The following is a 20,855-nucleotide window of genomic DNA, read 5'->3' on the forward strand; positions in this document are numbered from 1 at the left end:
ATAAGACTTACAGAGGTTTTCTTTAATGCGACTCTCGGATCTCTCCGACATTCACTCAGGATACACAGCGCGCGGAAGACTCGATCCCGTGTTGGAGGGTGGCGTGCCGGCACTGCAACTGCGCGATGTCGGAACGACCGGCGAGATGCCGGGCTCGGACTTCCAAAGGTACAATCTGAACAAGCTGTCCGACCGCTACTTTGTCCGCGGCGGCGAGGTGGTATTCCGCTCACGCGGCGAGCCGAATGCTGCTGCAGCCATTCCCGATCCGCTGCCCGAGCCTATCGTTGTCATCGTCCCATTATTGATCGTTCGCCCCGACAGGGGCCGCATTCTCCCGGAATACCTGGCTTGGGCCATCAACCAGCCTGATGCGCAGCGGCAGCTTGGTGCGGAAGCACAGGGCACAAGTCTAAGAATGATCCCGAAGACGGTTCTCGAGAACCTCGAGATCGCTGTCCCCGACCTGACCACACAAAAAAGCATTGTCGAACTCAATGCCCTTGCCCGGCAGGAGGGACAGTTGCTCCGCCGGCTCGCTGCTCGCCGGGAGAACCTCCTGAGCGCCATTCTCGGTGAGGCCGCGAAGGCCGCCGACCAGAAGGAGATTGCCTGATGACCGACCAGATTACTCAACAGCAAATCAATCAGACCGCCTGGGCGGCTTGCGACACCTTCCGGGGTGCTGTCGATGCCGGTCAGTACAAGGACTACATTCTCGTGATGTTGTTCCTGAAGTACATTTCGGACCTCTGGAATGATCATATCGAGACCTACCGCAAGCAATACGGGGACGATGATGCGCGCATCCGTCGGCGGTTGGAACGTGAACGCTTCATCCTGCCCGAGGGTGCCAGCTTCTATGATCTCTACGCGCAGCGAAACGAGCCCAACATCGGCGAGCTGATCAATATCGCGCTTGAAAAGATCGAAGACGCGAACCGCGCGAAGCTCGAGGGCGTCTTCCGCAATATCGACTTCAATTCCGAGGCCAATCTCGGCCGCCCGAAGGATCGCAACCGCCGCCTCAAGAACATGCTTGAGGACTTCGCCAAGCCCGCCCTCGACCTGCGCCCGTCGCGGGTGACCGAGGACATCATCGGCGAGTGCTACATCTACCTGATTTCCCGCTTCGCCTCGGACGCCGGTAAGAAGGCGGGCGAATTCTATACCCCGACCGCTGTTTCCGGTCTGCTCGCCAAGCTGGCCGCGCCTCAGCCCGGCGATACCATTTGCGATCCGGCATGTGGGTCGGGCTCTCTGCTTATTCAGGCATCACAGGAAGTCGGGTCCGAAAACTTCGCCCTCTACGGGCAAGAGGTGAACGGCGCTACCTGGGCGCTGGCTCGGATGAACATGTTCCTGCACGCGAAGGACGCGGCCCGCATCGAATGGTGCGACACGCTGAATAGCCCGACGCTGGTCGAGGGCGATCACCTCATGCGCTTCGACGTGGTGCTCGCCAATCCGCCGTTCTCGCTCGACAAGTGGGGTGCGGAAGACGCCGACAGCGACCAGTACAACCGCTTCTGGCGGGGTGTACCGCCCAAGTCCAAGGGCGACTACGCCTTCATCACCCACATGATCGAGATCGCCAAGCGCCAGTCCGGCCGCATCGCGGTGATCGTGCCGCATGGCGTTCTGTTCCGGGGCGGCGCGGAGGGGCGCATCCGACAGCAGCTGATCGAGGAGAACCTGCTTGACGCGGTCGTCGGCCTGCCCGCCAATCTGTTCACCACCACGGGGATCCCGGTCGCCATCCTGATCTTCGACCGTTCGCGCGAGGAAGGCGGCGCGAACGCGGACCGGCGCGACGTGCTGTTCATCGACGCCAGCAAGGAATTCACGCCGGGCAAGACCCAGAACGTGATGGACGAGGCCCATGTCGCCAAGGTGCTGGAGACCTACGCCACCCGCGCTGAGGTCGAGCGGTATTCTCATCGGGCAGCGCCTGAGGAGATCGCCGAGAACGGCTACAACCTCAACATCCCCCGCTACGTCGACACCTTCGAGCCGGAGGAAGAAATCGACGTCGCCGCCGTGCAGAAGGAAATCCTGCGGATCGAGGGTGAACTTGCTGACGTCCGGACGAAAATGGCCGGGTATCTGAAGGAGCTCGGCGTTGAAGCCTGAAGGTTGGGAAATCACCACTGTTGGCAAGACCGTCAACATCGCTTCTGGGCAAGTCGACCCCAAGGACGAAGCGATAGCTGACCTGATCAGCGTCGGGCCAGACAACTTGTTGTCAGGCGGCGGTATTGAAAAGAGTAGTTTGAAATCTGCACGAGAGCTTGGGCAGATCTCAGGTAAGTATGCTTTTGATCGAAACGCAATCCTCTATTCAAAGATCCGTCCCAACCTGAACAAGGTGGCTCTGCCTAGCTTCGACGGCATTTGTAGTGCGGACATGTATCCGATGTGGGTTTCAGATTCCGCGCGTGCAAATCGAGAGTTCATCTATTTTGTGCTGACGTCACAAGGTTTCGTCTCGTCCGCGACTTCTCGTTCCTTCCGGACGGGATTGCCAAAGATCAATCGAGAAGATTTGGAGGCCATTGAATTTCCTTTGCCGCCTCTCCCAGAACAGCGCAAGATCGCCGAGATCCTGCGAATCTGGGACGACGCGCTCAAAAAGCTCGCCACCCTCCGCGCAGCGAAGAACAAGCGCTTGGGTGCCCTTCGCTATGCGATGCTCTTCGGCGAGTTGCGCCTTGGCGACCAGCGCCGAAACTGGGTGCCGACACGCCTTGCCGCTGTCACCCATGAACTGACCGCCCGAAACGGGGCAAAGGGGTTCGGGCGCGACTACGTGATGGGCGTCACCAAGGCCCAGGGTGTCGTGCCCATGCGCGAGCAGACCATCGCCGGTGACATCAGCCGCTACAAGCGCCTTCCCCCGCGCGCCTTCGCCTACAACCCGATGCGCATCAATGTCGGCTCTATCGCGATGAACGAGCGCGATGAGGAAGTCCTAGTCAGCCCCGACTACGTCGTTTTCGCGTGCAATGCCGATGGCCTTGACCCCGATTACCTTGACCACCTGCGCAAGACGTCCTGGTGGGCCCATTACATCAACAGCGGCGGCTCCGGCAGCGTGCGCCAGCGCACCTACTATGACGACCTCGCCGCGCTGAAGCTGCCCCTGCCGGAACTGGACGAGCAGAAAGCCATCGCCGCTGCCCTGAACACAGCGCGCGACGACCTCGCCGCCACCGAGCGCGAAATCGAAGCCGTCACCCGTCAGAAACGCGGCCTCATGCAGAAGCTGCTGACGGGCGAGTGGCGGGTCGAAGGGGAGGATTCCTGATGGCAAAGAAGATGCAAACCCTGACATTCCGCCTTCTCAGAAAAGGACGGGCACCCGCAAAAGCGATCTCTCCGACCTTTGCGGAGGACGGTGAAAAACCCCTCACGTCAGAACCTTGGCCCCCAATCGAAGGTGGTGAGGTCTACTTTGGGCAGATATATCGCAAGCCGCCAGTTTGGGCGGACTTCATTTCCACCGGCCTCGAAAGAACGCTTGATGGCATGATGACTGGCGGAGCCGGTGCGGTCGTTTTCGTCCCGGTCAAAGGCAGGTATGTTGCTGTCTGTTTTGGCCAGATACATATGGCGCTGAATGACGATGCGTTCGAACGTCAGTTCGGCTTGAAGGTCACGCTGAATTCCGTTCCTGGGAGCAGCATTCGTTCGCTTGACCTTGCAACGCCTGATGCCGTGACCTTTCAAAAGCGGGTGCAAGCCAGCCGAGACAGTGACGTGAACACCTTTGGTGTCGATCAACTACGCGATATAGCAAGGGTTGCAGGCGGCACGCCTAAGGACCCGAATTTTGCACGCTTCATTGCAGGCAAAGACTCATTGTCAATCACCTGTGAGATCGGCCCGGGCGATATCGAGGCGAAATGTGCAGAGATATTCCAGGTCTATGAGAAGAAAGACTATCGAACCGATTTCAAATGGGTCGATAATCTGCGGCCCGTCATCGAAAAGGACCTCATTGAACAGCTGGACCAGGAGTTGTTTTCGGACCTGAGTGAGTTGCGAAAGGGCAATCCGGCGGACCTGCACATGTCACCACCGGAAGTGGTCGACTACACGGAAGGAAGTGAACTGCACTACAACGGTTTCCGCAGCCACGGCGTCACATTCCATAGCTTGGCGATAGCTGACTATGTCAGCGAGTTAAACAGATGCAAATTTGCCGGTGACATCAAGGAGATCAAGGAAAAGCATCGTATATCGGCAAAACCTTCTGACAAGGACGAATTCTCAGAAAAGTGGAAAGTGTACGATTGCTTTGTCCACGAAGCATCTTTGAGCTCAGGGGGGACCACACGTCACTATATCCTGTTCGCGGGAAACTGGTTTCAGGTCGAAGCCTCTTTCAAAGACAGCGTCGATAGCTTTTTCGATGGCATCGATAGGGTTGCTATCGTTGGTAAGACCGCTGCGCATAATGAGCAGGAACTCATAGAAGACTTGGTCAAAACGCGGGCTGGCGACTTACTAAAGCTCGACAAGACAAAGATAAACCCGACTGGCGTAAAAAACGCGAACCTCGAACCTGCGGATTTTCTGTCCGACAAGAAGCACTTCATTCATTTGAAGGATGGTCACTCGTCCGGCCCTATTAGTCATTTGTGGTCACAAGGAGTGGTTAGTGCAGAAAGCTTCGTGGGTGACAATGGCTTTCGAAAGAAGCTGCGCTCTGTTGTGAAGTCAGAAAAGAAAGGGTTTGAAGTCCACTTGCCGAGATCCACGGAACGTGTGGCCCGCGAGAATTACACAATTGTTTACGGTATCATGCGCCAGCCGTATGCAAACGGAAAGCTGGGCCTTCCGTTCTTTAGCAAAGTCAGCTTGCAAGTATCGGTTGAACGGTTGCGTCGGCTTGGCTTCGAAGTAGCAATTGAGCTGATAGAGAAGCCCGCCTCGTCAGCTAAGAAGAAGCTCTCCAAAAAAGCAAAGGCTGCTCAACTGGCAATAGTCGAAGAAACTGAAGACGAAGTTCTGGAAGAAGTATGATGGAAGAGGGATTCATCGCAGCAGAAAAACACCAGTCCCAACTTCCTGCACTTCAGCTTCTTGTCGCGCTAGGGTTTACACCCTTGTCTCAGGAGGAAGCTCTGCGCCTGCGCGGCGGGCGCCTGCGGAACGTGGTGCTGGATGACGTGCTCGCCGAGCAGCTGATGCGCATCAACCGCTTCACGCATCGGGGGAGAGAATACAGCTTTGACCTTGAGGACGCGCACGAAGCCATGCGGCGGCTCAAACCCACGCCCGACCGTATGAAGGGGCTCCGGGGGACGAACCAGGACATCTACGACTCGCTTGTCCTAGGGACGACGATCACGAAGTCCATCGACGGCGATTCAAAGAGCTACTCATTCCGCTACATCGACTGGGACCAGCCTGAGAATAACGTCTTCCACGTGACTGCCGAGTATTCGGTGGAGAGGACCGCGTCCAGCCAAACCAAGCGTTTCGACATTGTTGCTTTCGTTAATGGCATTCCGATCCTAGTGATCGAGAACAAGCGGCCGACTGAGAGCCTTAAGAAAGCAGATAGCCAGCTGATTGGCTACCAGAACGAAGACAATATCCCTCAACTCTTCCACTTCGCCCAGCTGCTAGTCTCGATGAACCGCAACAGCGCGCGCTATGCGACAGTTGGGACCAAGTCTAAGTTTTGGGCCGAGTGGCATGATGAAGAAGACACCGACGAGGCCATCGCGCCCTTCGCCAACCGCGTCCTTGCGGCGACGGAAAAAGCCTCGATCTTCTCCGGCGACTTCGCGGGCGCGCGTACCTACTTCGACGCAATGGCCGCCGAGGGCGAGCGCGCGGTCACGGTTCAAGACCGGACGGTGTACGCGCTGTGCCGACCCGCGCGGCTGCTCGATCTCATCCGCCGCTTCACCGTATTCGATGGCGGCATTCGCAAGGTCGCGCGCCACCAGCAGTTCTTCGGGATCCGCCGCGCGGTCGAGACGGTCAAGCAGCACGATATCATTGGCGCGCGCAAGGGCGGCGTGATCTGGCACACCCAAGGTTCAGGCAAGTCGCTGACAATGGTCATGCTGGGTAGATCGCTCGCCCTCGAACGCAGCATCGAGAACCCGCGGATCATCATCGTCACGGACCGCGACGATCTCGACAAGCAGATCAAGGACACTTTCAAGTCCTGCGATCTGGAGCCAGTCCGTGCGACGAGCGGGTCTCACCTACTGGAGCTTGTCCAGAACAAGGCTCCGCTGGTTACCACGATCATCAACAAGTTCGACACGGCGCTGAAGAACAGCAAGCTGGCGGACGACGATCCGAACATCTTCGTGCTGGTGGACGAGAGCCACAGGACACAGACGGGCCGATACGGCGGCCATAGCCAGTTCGCCGCCAAGATGCGCCGCCTCCTTCCCAAGGCCTGCTATCTTGGCTTCACCGGCACGCCTCTCCTCAAGAAGGAGAAGAACACGCTCTCTACCTTCGGACGGCTGATCCACCGCTACGCCATCGACGAGGCAGTTGCCGACGGTGCCGTCGTGCCGCTGCTATACGAAGGCCGGCTTGTCGAACAGCAGGTTTCGGGCGCCGTAATCGACCGCTGGTTCGAGAAGATCAGCGAGGGCCTGACCGAAAACCAGAAGCGCGATCTGAAGCGGAAGTTCTCTCGGATGGACGCTTTGGCTAAGGCCGACCAGGCCATTCGAGCCAAGGCGTTCGACATCTCCGAGCACTATCGCCAGCACTGGCAGGGAACCGGGTTCAAGGCTCAACTCGTTGCGCCATCAAAGGCGGCCGCCGTCCGCTTCAAGGAAGTCCTCGACGAGATCGGCCACGTCTCGAGTGCGATCGTAATCTCGCCGCCGGATGAGAACGAGGGCAACGAGGAGGTCGACCAGGAGTCCAAGGACCTCGTGCGCCGCTTCTGGTCGCAGATGATGGCACGGCACAAGACCGAAGAGGACTACAATCGCCAGATCATCGATGCATTCAAAGGTTCCGGCGATCCGGAGATCCTGATCGTCGTCTCAAAGCTCCTCACCGGCTTTGACGCACCTCGGAACACGGTGCTTTACGTCTGCAAGTCCTTGAAGGAGCACAACCTCCTGCAAGCAATTGCGCGTGTGAACAGGCTGTATGAAGACGGCGGCACTGAGAAGCAGTTCGGCTTCATCGTCGACTATGAGGGGCTACTGGGCGAGCTGGACAGTGCGCTGACGACTTACAGCGCCTTCGAAGGCTACGAGGCGGTCGACCTCGCCGGAACGGTTCATGACGTCCGCGAGGAAATCCGCAAGCTGCCCCAGCTGCACGACCAGCTCTGGGACCTGTTCAAGCCTGTCCGGAACAAGAAGGACATGGAACAGTTCGAGCAGCACCTCGCCGATGAGGCGCTGCGGCACGAGTTCTACGCGCGCCTCAAAGCCTTCAGCCGGTGCCTGCATATTTCGCTCTCGTCGGACAAGCTGTTCGATGTCTTCGACGAGGCCAGGATCGATGCACTCAAGCGGGACTGGAAGCAGTTCTCTGAACTGAAGCGGTCGGTCCAGCTTCGCTACCAGGAGACGGTGGACGTCCGCGAGTTCGAACCAAAAATCCAGAAGCTGCTCGATGACCATGTCGTTGCGATGCCGGCGGAAACCATCATCGAGGTGGTAAACATCAACGATCCCGACGCGCTAAAGGCAGTCGTCGAGGAAACGGGGGTTTCCGAAGCCTCCAAGGCCGACCGCATCGCCAGCGCCACCCGCCGTGCAATCACAGAGAAGATGGGTGAAGACCCGACGTTCTACAAACAGTTCTCCGAGCTGCTCGAAGAAACCATCCGGGCCTACCGCGAAAAGCGGCTCTCCGAGCGCGAATACCTGAACAGTGTCATGGATCTCGCGAGCAAGGTGGCCCGCAAGGATCGGGGACGGGATGTTCCGGAAAGCATTAGGGGCGATGAGGATGCTCAGGCCTTCTTCGGCGTCCTGGATGGTCAGCTCAAGACCAAAACCGATGAGTCAGTGACAGGCGACGAGGTCGCAGCGATCGCTCAACAGATCATCGACATCATCAAATCGCAACTGATCGTGGACATTTGGTCGAACGAGGTGGCCCAGAACAATCTGCGAAACGCCATTGATGACTATTTCTTCGATGTCCTGCGCGACGAGAAGGACATCGACCTTCCCGTAGAAGTACTCGACGATCTCGAACTCAAGATTATGGATCTTGCCCGGGCCCGGTTCGCAGCATGACACGGGAGTTGCACTGCCTGCGGTACGGCGAGCAGGAGATCCAGTACGAGATTGTCCGGCGCCCGAGGAAGACACTGGAGATCGCCGTCGAGCCCGATGCGTCGGTGTTGATCGCGGCCCCGGAGGACGCGACACTAGACGCCATCGAAGCCAAGCTGCGGAAGCGCGCGGCATGGGTGACAAGGCAGCAGCGGTACTTCTCCCAGTTCCTGCCGCGCACGCCGGAGCGCAGGTTCGTCGCCGGGGAGACTCATCTCTACCTCGGGCGCCAATACCGGCTGAAGGTCGTCCCGCATGTCCGGGAAAGCGTAAAGCTGATCCGCGGCTTCATCGTCGTCCAGACTCACCGGCCGACCAGTCCGGAGGTGACACGCGAACTGGTCGAGGCATGGTACCGGGACCGGGCCCACATCAAGTTTCCGGAACGGATCGAACTCTGCCTCGGTCTGTTCCCGGATCCCGAGGCATTCCGGCCGAAAGGTCTCATCGTTCGCCAGACCCGGCAAAGATGGGGATCCATGTCTCCGACCGGACGCTTGCTACTCAATCGGCGTCTGGTTCAAGCCCCAGTCGATGCCATAGACTACGTGATAACCCACGAACTCTGCCATGTGGCGGAGCCAAATCACGGGGCGACGTTCTTCGAACTTCTCGACAAGGTGATGCCCGATTGGGAGCGTCGGAAGCAGCGGCTTGAGCGAGCCATGGCCTAAAAACTATCGAACCCGGCCGAAGCCAGATCTGGAGAACGCTCTTTCGGAGGCCATGGGCGGAAAGGGTGCGAGTCGAACGTCCGGTTTCGAGAGCTGCCTCAAGGCCATTCGCGGCCACTTCGAACTTCCGCAATCTACCCCGCAAGAGAGTCGCTTTTTTCATCCTATCGAGCAACCAGCTTTCCGACATCCCCGTCCTGCAGCATCGCTTCCATCTCGTCCAAGCCATCGACAGCAGAGCGCATCTGCACCTTATCAACTACGCTCGCAGCCTCGGCATCCGCAATCTGGCTCCCAAAATCCATCTCCATCTGTCGCTGTTCCTCAGCGATCACAGCTTGAACGACAGGCGCGGTCTTTTTTGAAGCGACGTCGGTTTGCCCCGACTTTTGAGTGCCCGCTTCTTGGCGTGTGGTCTCCACAACGGCGTCAGACCCACCTGGTCCGTTCGCGGGCGGCGACATCGGCATGGCGCGCACACTCAGCGGCAGCGTGCCTTGCGATCCCCCTCCCCCCGGCTTCGGAAACGGCAACTCGCCTGATTGCGCCGCGTGGATCGCCTTGAACAGCCGATCGTCAAAATATTGGATCCGCTTCGCGCGGACCGGCATCTGGGCATCGATGACCATGACGATCTCGTCGAGCGGTAGGCGGCGCGCCTCATCCTCGGGCAGGAGAGAGCTCTCTTCAGTCCGCGTGGATTGGCTGCGCCCTTCAAAGGGGTTCTTCCCGATGGACTGAGAGCGCGTGATAACGGTCTTCGTGGTCTTGCCAACCGCCTTGCTCAGCTCTTCGACGGTTTTTTCATCCGAGGGCGTCAAATAGAGCTTCACGCCGGCATTGCCCTGCAGGGCGCGCCGGGTGTTTTCGCCATAGATTTCATCGAGGGCGGGGATCGTTTGCGTGACCACGGCCAGATGTCCACGATAGGTACGCAGGGTCTCGATGCTCTCGACCACGATGGGCATCTTGCCGAGGCGATTGAACTCGTCGAGCATGATCATTACGGGCCAGGGCTCATCCGGTCCGGGATCCTTTTCCTGCATGGCGGAGAGAAGGTCGGAGAAAAACAGCCGGATCAGCGGCGCGAGCGGCTTCACCATCAGCGGCTGGACCACGAGATAGACCGAAAAGGGCTTCTTGCGGATCGTCCGGAAGTCAAAGTCCGACACGGACGTCGCCTCATCGATCGCCGGGTTCTGCCATTGGTCGAGCCCCGATGTCATCAGGAGCGAGACGTAAGAGGTCAGGGTGTCATTGTTGGTCGAGGCCAGCCGCGTGAAGATCAGCTTGGCCGCCCTGTTGTCCACCTCATGGCCCCGCGCGAAATACTCCTTCTGCTTGTTCCCGCCCGAGGCGGCGATGCGGTAGATCTCGCCCAAGGTGGGGCGCTTGCGCTGGAAGGCCAGCAGGCCTGCCGCCACGAAGAGATCGATCCCGCCTTTGAGGAGCCCCTGCACCCGGTCATTGTCGCTTTGCAGGAAAAGCGTCGCCAGGAGCTGCAGTTCCATCTGCTGGCGCGCGGGATCTTTCAGCTCAAAGATGCGCAGGAGCGGGTTGTAGCGATGCGTGCGCTTGCCCTCCCAATCGGTGGGGGCAAAGCGATAGACCTTGTCGCCTTGGGCTGCGCGGTGCCGGGCCGTGGCCTCGAAACACTCGCCCTTCACATCGAGCGTCACGGCGGAGCCTTGCCAGGTCAGCAGGTTCGGAATGACAAAGCCCGTGGTCTTGCCGCGGCCCGTGGGGGCCACGATCAGCGCATGGGGGAAGACCTTGGAGCAAATGTAGTTGGCGCGGGAGCCCGGCGGCCCCAGCTTGCCGAGGATGAACCCGGTGCCCGGCGCCCCGAAGAAGCCATTGGCCTTCATCTCGCGCTCGGTCTGCCAATGGGTCTGGCCAAACCGTGTGAGGGCGGAGCCCGAGAGGGCGAGGCTCAGCATCAGGCCGGCAGCCGCGAAGCTGCCGATGATCAGGTGAATAAGTTGCGCGTCCTCCGGTCGGCGATCAAGGATCGCCAGATAGTTCTGCGCGATATAGGCAAAGTCGATCTCGGCCCCGAAGCCGAGATCCTGGTAGGCCAGCACCGCCGAGGCGATGGTATAGCCCATGGCCCCGGTCACAAGCGTCACCAACAGGACGCCTGTGGCGATCCGCGCTTTTCCCATGGAGGCGCTCAATGGACCTGACCCCGCTCGGTCTCGCCATCCACGTCTGTGGTGCGGTGTTTTTCGTATTCGGTGTCGGCAAGATCATCGACCACCTGGCGCAAGGCCTCCGTGTTGGCCGTCGCGGCATCGGATTGCAGATAGACCTTGGCGACATAGAGCCGGTCGAGGCGGTCCTCGAGAACCTTCTCCAGCGCATCGGCATCGCCGGATGTGAGCCGGTCGAGTTGGCGAACGTCCAGCACCCGCGCGATCTCGTCGCGAAATGCGTCCCGCTCCGCCTCGGTCTCGAAGGGCGCGGACAACTCCCCCGCCCGCTCATGGTCCAGAACACGCTTAATCTCGTCTGCAAGGCGGTCGGTACGGTCAGTCTGCGGCGCCGTTTCATCGCGGGTCGCGAGGGGTGCGTCACGCGTGCCAACCCCAAGCCCCTCGCGCAACTCGTTGTCGCGGCGAACCTGATTGATGGCCTCCGTGTCCCGGATCTCGACGACGGCCGCGTAGGTCGCGCCGAGCCCGCGGGCGAGGTGGGACGGCATGTCCGGATAGCGCGCTCGTAAGTCATCCGTGACAGCATCTGCAACGGGCATGCGGAGGTCGCGTGCCTCCATGATCCGGTCAACCTCGCGGATGATCTCGCTGGCGCGGGCCGCATCGGTGATGGTCTCCCTGTAGGGCTCAGACCGGTCGATCACATCGCCGGGACGTGCGAGCAAGTCCGGGTGTGCCTCGATATATGCGCGCTGCTCCGCCTCGATCCGGCGCTCCGCCCTTGAGACAACCTCCCAGTCCCGCTCCTCGATCTGCTGCGCGGTCAGGCCCTCTGCGCGCATCTCCTGACGGATTGTCCCTTCCATCGCCCGGACCGCGTCCCGGTGATAATGGAACCGCTCACTGACCGGTTCCGCTTCCATGACACCATCCCGGCGCAGCACGTTCTCCCGTTCCAGAAGCGTGCCAAGCTCGACATGGACATTGTTGAGAATGTCGCGCGCCTGTTCCAGATCGGCGCGGCGTTCGAGATTCAGATCGCGGGCTTCAGCGACCTTGGAGAGATCGTCGGCGATCCATTGATGCTCGAGAGCCGCACTCGAAGCACCGGTCTCGATCCGGGCCACGACTTCGGATGTGCTGATCCCGGTACCCCGCAGGGCCGCGTCAATGCGCGATCTCAGGTCGGGCTCGGCCAGTCGCGCGAGCTGGTTGGTGTCAATGTTCTCCTCGGAATAGATCCCGCCCTCCGAGGGGGTCTCTGACAGCGTGGATGATCGCAATCCGAGAGGCTGCATGTGCTGGACCTGCGCCTGGATCTCGATAAGGCGCTTTTCCAGCACGGGTCGGTCCGCGTCAGATTTTTCGGCGATCATGCCCTGCACCCGCGCGAGCTTCTCCGCATAGAGGCTTCTCAGATCCTCGAAACTCTGATCCTCTGCCATATACACATCTCCTGTTCGGTCCACCTGCCCGCCATGCGCCAGCACCTCGCCCGCGCGGAAGAGGGCCGACGCAATATCCTCGCGGGCTTCACGCGAAGCCTCCGCAGCAAGCGAGTGGTAGACGGTTCTGGTGTTGGCGATCTCCGCCAGCGTCCGGGTCAGGTCGGCCCCCACGCGTTCGCGCTCGCGGGGCGCGCGACCCTCTTCTTTCGCGGCGTAGACCTCGCTGGTGCGGGCCGGGTAATGCACGACGCCGCGATCCACTCGGCGCGTGGCCTCCAGGCGCACGCCATACTTCTCCGCCTCCTCGACCATTGCGAGGCGGAAGTCGTCATAGTTGAAGCGGTGGTTCCGCCCCAGAAAGAAGAACTCGCCCTCTTGCGAGCGACGGTTCAGCACCAGATGCGCATGGGGGTGATCGCGGTCCTCATGCACCGCGATGATGTAGTCGAAATGCCCCGCGTCGGTTTGGAAGAACCGCTCGGCCACGTCCGTCGCGATGTCGCGCACATCCTCGCCGCGCGTACCGATGGGGAAGGACATGAGCATGTGGGTGGTTTGGCCCAGCTTGGGTTTGAAACCCGCATCCCACCGCTTGGCAAAGCGCTCGGTCAGGTCCTTGATGTCCTTGACCTCGAGCTTCGCCTTGCCATCCAGAAACCCGCTACTGTCGACGATATGGGTAGACTTGGTGGTAAGGTAGTCGAGCTGGTTTGCGAGCTGCGATTTGGTATGCGTGCCCCCGCCCCGGATCGCCTTGAAGACCGCTGGCCGATGCCCCGCAGCCGCGCGCACAAGCTGGCTCTGCTTGGCCACATGCAGCCCCTGCATCGAGCCCCGAACGCGGCTCCAGCCATCCCGGAAGACCTCGCCCGTGACGGCATGGACGGCATCATTCAGCCGCATGGGCAAACTCCCTCAGCGCGGCCGTGGCCTGCAGTTGCATTGCGTCCCGACGGCGGCGCAGGAGCAGATCGATCTCGTCAGCAGAATCCAGAATGAACCGCGCCAGCCCGCGCATCTGGGCAAGGCGCAATTCGGTGAACTCGGCACGCGTGCCGCCCACGGCCCCCTGCCCCATCCGGTTGGCCTGCGTCATCTGCTTGGCAATTTGCGCGACCCCATTCCCGACCTCGTGCAGAGAGGCGCGGTAACGCGCCATCTCGGCCGCCATCTGCGCGTCCGGAACGAACACCCCACCCGCCGCCTGAATGAGCCGCCGCAGCCCCTCGGCCCGGCTCTCGATCCCTGCCTCGGCCAGCACCGCGTCGAGCGCCGCAAGCTCCGCAGCCGTGACCTTCACGCTGACAGCTGAGACTGGGATCGCAGCATCAGCCTGGCGCTCGGCATCAGCTTTCAGGACGTAGCGCACGGCCCGCGATGTGACCTCGAAACGCTCCGCCAACTCAGAGGTGGACACACCTTCCGCAGCCTCGCGAACGATCTGCATCTTCTCCATCTCTGTCAGGCGTTTTGTTCGGGACATGCGGAAGAAAGACCCCCTATTTCCTGCCACCTTCCACCAAGGCTGCCCCCACCTTACGATATTATACCAAGATGTCAATTATATACTTACGTCGCATTCAGTCTCAGGCAGCCTTGGTGTCCGCTTCACGCCGCGGCCCGCAGGGACGCGGCTCTGCCGCCCTCACCACCGGGCGACCCACCTGTCCTAGGGGTCCCGTCCGCCAGCACCGCCCGAGGGTCTGGACGAACACGCATGTGTTCGGACGGAGCCGCGGGCGGGCGCTAACCCCACCGACAGGGCGGACAGGCAGGGTCAAGGAGGGCCAGATTTGGGTCCCCAAATCTCTGCCGCAAAAACCGGGAGGCCCTGGCCGATAGGTTTTTGTGGATGGCCCCCTTGAGGCTGACTGGCCGGTCTGTCGCGGCCTGATCATTCGGGGAAAAGTGCGTCCCTTGAATGCGCAGGGACCGGCATCCCTGGAACAGGGATCGGGCCGCCCCAAGATCGTCCTGGGGCGGCCCATACTCGTCAGAGGATTTAGTCCTGGGGATCTTTCGCGCTCGGTGGGAACATCACCAGCTCCGAGACCGCGACCGGGAAGTCGAGCTTGAGGCTGAAGAACTCCGATCCATCCCCGTTGCGGGTGTTGCGGAACATCGCGCCCACGCGTTGAAAACGGGTGCGCTCCTGGCCATCGGTGTCGGTGAACTTGACGGGGACGGTGGCGACGTAGTGGTTGGTCATTTGGGTTACTCCTTGTTGCGATGGGGATCACCCGGCACGGGGGCAAGAGGCCCGGTCGCAAGCGCAAATGCGGAGGGTCCGCGGCTAGCCATGGAAGCCGTATTTGTGCTTGCCGAAGCGTGAGCTGAGGGCACGGACGGGCCGACCCCGTGCGATCCACATCTATGAGCAAAAAGGAGTGATCCGGATGACCCTTGCCATCACGCAGCCGCCACCATCCGCGTCCGCGTCCCGCCGAGCCTGGCCGGAGTGCTGACGGAGCCCGCCCGCGTGGATGCGATGTTCCGAAACACGCCCCGAGGGACGTGCAGGTCTTCAGCCTCATATGCGACGTCTCGACCCCTCGCGTCTTGCGCTGCTTTCGATGTGCGTGAGGTGCGCACAATCCCCAGCCCGTACCGATGCGGATGGACCGAACACTGACGGACCGGGTAGAGCGATGACAGTGCTGGCCGCCGCAGACTGCCGATCACGCGCGACCGACCGCACGCGCCATGAGACATGACGAAAGGGCCGCGCCAAGCGCGACCCCCTCTCTTCAATCCCGTGACGCCGCCTTCGCCGGGTCCGCAACCCGCATGACCGTCAGACCTTTCGCTTCCGCCTTCTGTCCGAGGTTCTGTGCGACCCCGTTGGGGCAATCACTCTCCCAACCCGTCGAGGATTAGTTTCGTCTCAGGCATCCGCTTCAGCGAGTTGCCAATATGCTCCCGCCAGCGCAGGCCAACCTCACTAGCGGTGACATAGGCATCCGTCAGATCATCAGGGCGATCCACGGCCATCGCCTCGATCAGGAAGGCCGCCTGCTCGCGGTCCTTTGCGGATTTGAGGCTGCCTGCCCCATCACGCCGCCGATCAGCAACGATCAGTTTGTGGATCGCATAGCGCTCTGGACGAGGGACCTGCACGAGAACGCCGGATCGATAGATCGCCGCTGCGTGGATCGGCTCAGCGATCAGAAAGTTCAGATAGTTCAATCCTTGGGCATTCACGCCCAACGCTGGCAGATCACGGATGGTCTCATCTCCGAAGGCCGGTGTGAGAAACTCGACCAACTGGCCGCTGCCTCCTTGGGCCCACCGCCAGGTCCGACCTTGGTCAAGAGCCGGTAAGGGATCAAATTTGAGCGCCGAGAAGGTCTCGGCCAGACCGGGATCGACCTGATCTTGCAAGGCAACGCTGAGCTTCTCGAACTGCGCGATGTCGATGTCGCCAGTATTGGCCATACCGCCAATTGGCAGACGGATACCAAGCTCGCCTTCATAGAGGCGAAATGCATTGGTTCCGACGATGGTGCCCCCCAAACGGAAAGTCCCGGCAGCCGCCATCGCCGACAGGATGGACCCCGTTGCCCGATCGGTGGGCGTCATGCCTTCCGCGCGCAAGAGCCGAACAAGCCTCGACCGTTCCGCTTGCCGATCCTTGGCGGTCGCGCGCAGCTCTTCGATCCGGTCGATTCGTGCACGCGTCTCGTCACTGTCCTCGCCGATATAGATGAACCGCATCTCGGTTCCGACGCGCCGCGCCGCATACCAATAGGCCTTGTCGCCGCGCTCCTTGAGCGTCGGCTTGCCTTCGACACCGGACAAAGCGTCGTCCTTCAAAAGACGTACCAGATCGGTATAGGCGCTCATCGCGATGCTGCTGAGTGGGGTCATGCCAATCATTTCCAAGTTTTGCTTGGCACGCATATACCTATCAAAACATAAAATTGCTAGGCATAAGTTTTTTGTGGCACCGTCACTCCGATGAGAAAAGGAAAAAGGGCCGCCCGAAGGCGACCCTCTATGTTCAAGTCTCCGCGGTCTTCTTCGCCGGGTCCGCAACCCGCATGACCTTCAGGCCTTTCGCTTCCGCCTTCTGCCCGAGGTTCAGCGCGACCCCGTTGCCGCCGAAGAGAACAACCCCTGTCGCCGCGAACTTGTCGTCCAGCATTTCGTCGTTGCACTTGAACGGTGCCGCCCGCCCATGCGCGGACCAGCGCGGATCGAAGCGCGCCTGTGCTATCCCGCGTGCCCGGGCCCACCGAGCTGCAATCATCTCCGCCCCGTGCTTGCCACCCTTGTGGCAGAGGAAGATATCCTGGTTACGGTTCTGCTTGATCCGTTCGCGAACCTTGTCGAGCGTGTTGAAGACCACATCAACATCGGTCCAGTCGGTGGCGCCCGAGACGATCAGGGGCACCCCCTCGACTTTCGACTTCTCGGCGGTCTCGCGATCGTGCTGCTCCAGGAGCTGCCGCGCCTCGAAGACCGCCCCGGTCTCTTGCGCCCGGACGCTGGCGCGCGAGCCTGCCGCCGGAATGAAGGCATGGCCGGTCTCGATCTCGTAGCATTCCGCCGCCGCCTCGCTCATCACCTCGATGGCGCCGACAATCTCGCGCAGTTGCAGAAAGCGGGCCTGCGCCTCTTCGAGCGCGGTCTCGGCGATCTCCGATCCGTCGTGGGATTTTGCCAGCGCGCCGATCTTGTCGGCGGTGCGGTCGACCTCCTTGCCGAGCGCCACCTTGCGGCGCTGGAGGATCGTCGCGAGCCCATGGGCCAGCGGTTCGATTTCGGCTTCAAGCCCGGTCCCGCGCAGCTGCCCGAGCAAAGCCTCGAAGCTCTCGCGGATGATGCGGTCGGTCAGGATGTGATCCTCCGGGATCGGCAGGTGCGCGTCCTTCTCGGTTAGTCCGAAAAGCTCGATGGTCTCGTAGGTGTTTGCGGTGTCGTAAGCCATGTCTGGTCTCCAGTGTTCGGTTCCAAGGCCACCACGTGAGTGTGGGGGCATGGCCGAATGCCTGGTTTCCGAATCTGCCCGGGTCAGGGACGGCGCAGCCGCCGGCTTGCCGGGCGCAAAAGTTTTCTGCGCACAGCACTCGAAACATGCGCGGCCTCACATACGGGACCGCCCCGCGCCACGGGCCCCGCCCTCGCCGAAAAGTTTTGCGATCCTTGACGCGGGCTGATTTGGGGGCCATCCGGAGGATATGCTTCCGCACTCATGTGTGTGTGTTTTGACGGTAGGTTTGCCCGACCCGAGCAGGCAAACGGCCCGACCGGACGCGGGAGACGGATGGAGCGGCGGGAACGTTTTGGCCTCGGGCCAAAACAGACCAGAGCGCAATCCGGCGGAGCGGCCGGGGAGGGACGTGCTCGCGAGGCGGGCAAACCGGGATGCCAGGCGCAACACCGCGGTGAGGCCGCATGGCCGAATGCGCGACGGACCGAAGGGCCGTTCTCCCCTGCGACACGCGAAGCCGAGCTGGGGAGGCCGCAAGGCTGTTGACGCATTTCTCGTGGTCGGCCTGCCCGGCTTGCCAGGTATAGCAATACTTGGTAGTCTATTGGAGCACCGAGGAGTTTGCCATGAGCGTTCAAAAGCAATCCGTCAGTTTCACCGACACCGCCTACACCTTCGCAAGGGAACTGGTCGAAGCAGGCGAGTACCCCAATGTGAGCGCCGCAGTTTCGGGTGAATTGGCGAAGGCTAAGGCTGAACGTGACCTTGAGCGTACTTTGCTTGAGGCAGAACTGGAGCGCCGACTGTCCCTGCCTCTCGATCAATGGGAACCTGTCGGCGATGCCGCCGGCGTCACTAAAGGCGCACGGGCCCATCTTGCCGCGATGGCCCAAAAGACCTGATGCGTTTTATCAGGCATCCGTTCTTTGAACGGGACCTTATCGGTATCGTTAACCATATTGTCGACGTGACTGACGGTGACGTTGCAGCAGCAAGCCGCCGCCTGGATGAAATCGATGCCCTTCTCCAAGAAATTTCTGCAAACCCAACATCTGGTGCTCGGCTCAGCGGCAAACTGGATGGATGGCTCGTGCGCCATGGCGGCGCCGGTCAGCGACTGACCATCGTATTCAAACCGGATGTAGACGCCGGGCAGATTTATCTCGCTCTTGTCGCGTTCGGCGGCCGGGATTGGATGCGACTGGCGTCAGCGAGACAGGTGTTCGCTGATTAGCCTTAGAGCCAAGGAGTGGCGGGAAAGTTGTAGACCGGACCTTCGCTGCGCTCGAGTTGAACGGACAAGATGCGGACTAAGCGGACCTATGCAAGTGCAGCGGATGCGACCGCAGAAACCCCTCAATCGCAGATCGCACCTGCAGCATCAGAGATCCGGCAACGAGCAAAACCACCGAACCAGTCATTCAAAGGCGCGCCGATGGCCGGAATTCAAACCGACCTTGTGCGGCATCTTAGGTGAGGCAGCAAGATGCGGATTCTGTCGACCCTAGCCTGAACAGTATCAAGCATCGCAACGGATCCTCTGGGGACGTTGACCCCCAGTTCGAGATGCAACGGTGCAGCCCGCCACTCGGGCCGTTCGCGTCCAGAGCAGCGATCTTGGAAACCGGGGGGTATCGGTACAGAAATAGCTACCGATTCTGTTCGGCAATGGTTTGCGCCGCAGCCAGTAAGTGGCCATAAATACGGTGAGCGTTTTAGGGGGAATTATGGAATTCGAATGGGTCGCGATCGCGCTTGGGGATGTCGCCTGGATCTCGCTGGCCTTCTTCCTTGGTTTTTTCGCAAGCCAGGTCGGATTGCCACCGCTGGTCGGATTTCTCGCCACCGGGTTTGCGCTGCACTTCCTGGGGTTTTCGAGTGGTGAGGTCCTCAACAAACTGGCTGATCTGGGGATCACGATCCTGTTGTTCACCGTTGGCCTGAAGCTGAACCTGAGAATGCTGCTCAAGCCCCAGGTCTGGGCGGTCACCACCTTGCATTCCGGCGCTGTCACGGTCGTATTCGGTATCCTGGTTTTTTGGCTGGCGCTATTGGGCCTTCCGTTGTTTGCCGAGCTCGACTTTGGCGCCGCGCTGACCCTGGCCTTCGCGCTGAGCTTTTCCAGCACCGTCTTTGCCGTCAGCTCGCTGGAAAAGGCGGGCGAAATGAATGCGCTGCACGGCAGCCTCGCCATCGGCATTCTGATCATGCAGGATCTGGCTGCGGTGGTATTTCTGGTCGTTTCGACTGGCAAGTTACCCTCGCCCTGGGCCGTATTGCTTGTGTTGCTGGTGGTCCTGCGCCCGGCGCTCATCCGCTTGTTGCACCGTGTCGGGCACGGCGAGCTCTTGATCCTCTATGGGCTGGTACTCGCCTTGGGCGGCGCCGAACTGTTCGAGCTGGTCGGGGTAAAGGGAGATCTGGGCGCCCTTGCGTTCGGCGTACTGGTCGCAGGTCACGCGAAATCCAACGAGCTGGCCAAGTCCATGTTCGGGTTCAAGGATCTATTCCTCGTCGGGTTCTTCCTGTCGATCGGGTTGACCGGCCAACTCTCGTGGTCCGCGGTTTTGGTCGGCCTCGCGCTCGCCCCGCTCATGTTTGCCAAGTCGGCGCTTTTCCTTGTGCTGATGACCCGGTTCCGGCTGCGGTCCCGGACCTCGCTTCTGGCGACGTTGAACCTGACGAACTTCAGCGAATTCGGCCTGATCGTCACCGCGGTAGGGGTGGCCAACGGCTGGCTCGACAGCGAGTGGCTTGTTGTCGTCGCAGTGGCGCTGGCGGCATCTTTTGTCGTCACCGCGCCTCTGGTCGCCAAAGATGACCGCATCTATGGGCGGTTCCGCAGCTTCTGGACCCGGTTCCAAAGACCTGAACGGCTACCCGACGACGACTACCTGGATACGAGCAGCGCGACGATTGCGGTGTTCGGCATGGGACGGGTCGGCACAGGCGCTTATGACAAGATGCGAGCGCTGCACGGCGATACGGTGATCGGGATCGACTTCGGCTCCGAGCAAGTGCGGGCGCACCAAGCGCAGGGCCGAAACGTTATTCACGGCGATCCAAGTGACGCAGATTTCTGGGAGAAGGTTGACCGGAACCACCAGATCAATCTGGTGATGCTGGCGCTGCCGAACCTTGTGGCCAGTCTGGACGCCCTGGAACAGCTGCGCAACATCGGTTTCGAGGGCCGTATCGCGGCAACGGCAAAGTTTCCGGATGAGGAGGAAGCCCTGCGCCGAAACGGCGCCACGAGCGTCTTCAACATCTACCGTGAAGCCGGCACCGGATTTGCCGATCACACAGAGACACCTGACTCGTACTTTGAGGCCAATGCACCCCACTGCTGATCTCCA

15 protein-coding genes and 1 pseudogene are annotated in these 20,855 nt (G+C 60.7%); 9 read left to right on the top strand and 7 right to left on the bottom strand.

The genetic code is table 11. From position 1 onward, the window contains the following. The first annotated feature begins 103 nt into the window (after positions 1-103). From GGR17_RS18120 to GGR17_RS18145, 6 genes are read left to right on the top strand one after another with little or no spacing between them, the layout of a single operon-like run. A complete protein-coding gene (locus GGR17_RS18120; RefSeq protein WP_328705654.1) occupies positions 104-616 on the top strand; it encodes a restriction endonuclease subunit S domain-containing protein in 513 nt (170 codons plus the stop codon). Next, positions 616-2,133, top strand: a complete 1,518-nt coding sequence (locus GGR17_RS18125) for a type I restriction-modification system subunit M (protein WP_183314805.1) — start codon at positions 616-618, stop codon at positions 2,131-2,133. The genes GGR17_RS18120 and GGR17_RS18125 overlap by 1 nt, the downstream gene beginning before the upstream one ends. Then, positions 2,123-3,307: a restriction endonuclease subunit S gene (locus tag GGR17_RS18130; protein WP_183314807.1), complete on the top strand. Its 1,185-nt coding sequence runs from the start codon at positions 2,123-2,125 to the stop codon at positions 3,305-3,307. The genes GGR17_RS18125 and GGR17_RS18130 overlap by 11 nt, the downstream gene beginning before the upstream one ends. Continuing rightward, positions 3,307-5,028: a TIGR04141 family sporadically distributed protein gene (locus GGR17_RS18135; RefSeq protein ID WP_054540509.1), complete on the top strand. Its 1,722-nt coding sequence runs from the start codon at positions 3,307-3,309 to the stop codon at positions 5,026-5,028. Before GGR17_RS18130 ends, GGR17_RS18135 begins: the two co-directional genes overlap by 1 nt. Further along, positions 5,028-8,249, top strand: a complete 3,222-nt coding sequence (locus GGR17_RS18140; protein ID WP_054540510.1) for a type I restriction endonuclease subunit R — start codon at positions 5,028-5,030, stop codon at positions 8,247-8,249. The genes GGR17_RS18135 and GGR17_RS18140 overlap by 1 nt, the downstream gene beginning before the upstream one ends. Beyond that, on the top strand, positions 8,246-8,962 hold the full coding sequence (locus GGR17_RS18145; RefSeq protein ID WP_054540511.1) for a M48 family metallopeptidase: 717 nt from the start codon (positions 8,246-8,248) through the stop codon (positions 8,960-8,962). Before GGR17_RS18140 ends, GGR17_RS18145 begins: the two co-directional genes overlap by 4 nt. A gap of 164 nt (positions 8,963-9,126) precedes the next feature. Here the strand turns inward: GGR17_RS18145 and GGR17_RS18150 are convergent, their stop codons facing one another. The 7 genes and pseudogenes from GGR17_RS18150 to GGR17_RS18175 form a co-directional block, all read right to left on the bottom strand. After that, positions 9,127-11,127 (bottom strand): type IV secretory system conjugative DNA transfer family protein, encoded by a 2,001-nt coding sequence (locus tag GGR17_RS18150; RefSeq protein WP_054540512.1) that lies wholly within the window; start codon positions 11,125-11,127, stop codon positions 9,127-9,129. 8 nt (positions 11,128-11,135) lie between these two features. Next, positions 11,136-13,469 (bottom strand): relaxase/mobilization nuclease domain-containing protein, encoded by a 2,334-nt coding sequence (locus tag GGR17_RS18155; RefSeq protein WP_054540513.1) that lies wholly within the window; start codon positions 13,467-13,469, stop codon positions 11,136-11,138. Beyond that, entirely contained in the window at positions 13,456-14,049 is a 594-nt protein-coding gene (locus GGR17_RS18160; RefSeq protein ID WP_054540514.1) for a transposase, read from the bottom strand. Before GGR17_RS18160 ends, GGR17_RS18155 begins: the two co-directional genes overlap by 14 nt. A 519-nt stretch (positions 14,050-14,568) precedes the next feature. Then, entirely contained in the window at positions 14,569-14,775 is a 207-nt protein-coding gene (locus GGR17_RS18165) for a hypothetical protein (RefSeq protein ID WP_007120662.1), read from the bottom strand. Positions 14,776-15,313: 538 nt separating this feature from the next. Then, positions 15,314-15,409 (bottom strand): annotated as a pseudogene (locus tag GGR17_RS20650) (DUF2493 domain-containing protein); the annotation flags it as partial. A gap of 7 nt (positions 15,410-15,416) precedes the next feature. Next, positions 15,417-16,433: a nucleotidyltransferase family protein gene (locus GGR17_RS18170; RefSeq protein WP_255353470.1), complete on the bottom strand. Its 1,017-nt coding sequence runs from the start codon at positions 16,431-16,433 to the stop codon at positions 15,417-15,419. A gap of 133 nt (positions 16,434-16,566) precedes the next feature. Next, positions 16,567-17,496, bottom strand: a complete 930-nt coding sequence (locus GGR17_RS18175) for a DUF2493 domain-containing protein (RefSeq protein ID WP_054540515.1) — start codon at positions 17,494-17,496, stop codon at positions 16,567-16,569. A gap of 629 nt (positions 17,497-18,125) precedes the next feature. Between GGR17_RS18175 and GGR17_RS18180 the strand changes: the two genes are divergently transcribed. From GGR17_RS18180 to GGR17_RS18190, 3 genes are all read left to right on the top strand, one after another. Continuing rightward, positions 18,126-18,401 (top strand): hypothetical protein, encoded by a 276-nt coding sequence (locus GGR17_RS18180; protein ID WP_054540516.1) that lies wholly within the window; start codon positions 18,126-18,128, stop codon positions 18,399-18,401. After that, positions 18,401-18,733 carry a hypothetical protein gene (locus GGR17_RS18185; RefSeq protein WP_054540517.1) on the top strand — a complete coding sequence of 111 codons (333 nt, stop codon included), beginning with the start codon at positions 18,401-18,403 and terminating at the stop codon, positions 18,731-18,733. The genes GGR17_RS18180 and GGR17_RS18185 overlap by 1 nt, the downstream gene beginning before the upstream one ends. A gap of 493 nt (positions 18,734-19,226) precedes the next feature. Further along, positions 19,227-20,849, top strand: coding sequence for a cation:proton antiporter family protein (locus tag GGR17_RS18190; RefSeq protein ID WP_054540518.1), 1,623 nt, complete (start codon positions 19,227-19,229; stop codon positions 20,847-20,849). Positions 20,850-20,855: the final 6 nt, after the last annotated feature.

Source organism: Actibacterium naphthalenivorans, from assembly GCF_014196965.1.
GTDB lineage: Bacteria > Pseudomonadota > Alphaproteobacteria > Rhodobacterales > Rhodobacteraceae > Actibacterium_A > Actibacterium_A naphthalenivorans.

Bases quoted from the DNA above. Each gene is read 5' to 3' on its own strand.
- GGR17_RS18175 (WP_054540515.1), bottom strand. From the start codon at position 17,496: ATGGCTTACGACACCGCAAACACCTACGAGACCATCGAGCTTTTCGGA.
- GGR17_RS18170 (WP_255353470.1), bottom strand. From the start codon at position 16,433: ATGACCCCACTCAGCAGCATCGCGATGAGCGCCTATACCGATCTGGTA.
- GGR17_RS18160 (WP_054540514.1), bottom strand. From the start codon at position 14,049: ATGTCCCGAACAAAACGCCTGACAGAGATGGAGAAGATGCAGATCGTT.
- GGR17_RS18150 (WP_054540512.1), bottom strand. From the start codon at position 11,127: ATGGGAAAAGCGCGGATCGCCACAGGCGTCCTGTTGGTGACGCTTGTG.
- GGR17_RS18125 (WP_183314805.1), top strand. From the start codon at position 616: ATGACCGACCAGATTACTCAACAGCAAATCAATCAGACCGCCTGGGCG.
- GGR17_RS18165 (WP_007120662.1), bottom strand. From the start codon at position 14,775: ATGACCAACCACTACGTCGCCACCGTCCCCGTCAAGTTCACCGACACC.
- GGR17_RS18180 (WP_054540516.1), top strand. From the start codon at position 18,126: ATGAGCGTTCAAAAGCAATCCGTCAGTTTCACCGACACCGCCTACACC.
- GGR17_RS18140 (WP_054540510.1), top strand. From the start codon at position 5,028: ATGGAAGAGGGATTCATCGCAGCAGAAAAACACCAGTCCCAACTTCCT.
- GGR17_RS18135 (WP_054540509.1), top strand. From the start codon at position 3,307: ATGGCAAAGAAGATGCAAACCCTGACATTCCGCCTTCTCAGAAAAGGA.
- GGR17_RS18185 (WP_054540517.1), top strand. From the start codon at position 18,401: ATGCGTTTTATCAGGCATCCGTTCTTTGAACGGGACCTTATCGGTATC.
- GGR17_RS18155 (WP_054540513.1), bottom strand. From the start codon at position 13,469: ATGCGGCTGAATGATGCCGTCCATGCCGTCACGGGCGAGGTCTTCCGG.
- GGR17_RS18145 (WP_054540511.1), top strand. From the start codon at position 8,246: ATGACACGGGAGTTGCACTGCCTGCGGTACGGCGAGCAGGAGATCCAG.
- GGR17_RS18190 (WP_054540518.1), top strand. From the start codon at position 19,227: ATGGAATTCGAATGGGTCGCGATCGCGCTTGGGGATGTCGCCTGGATC.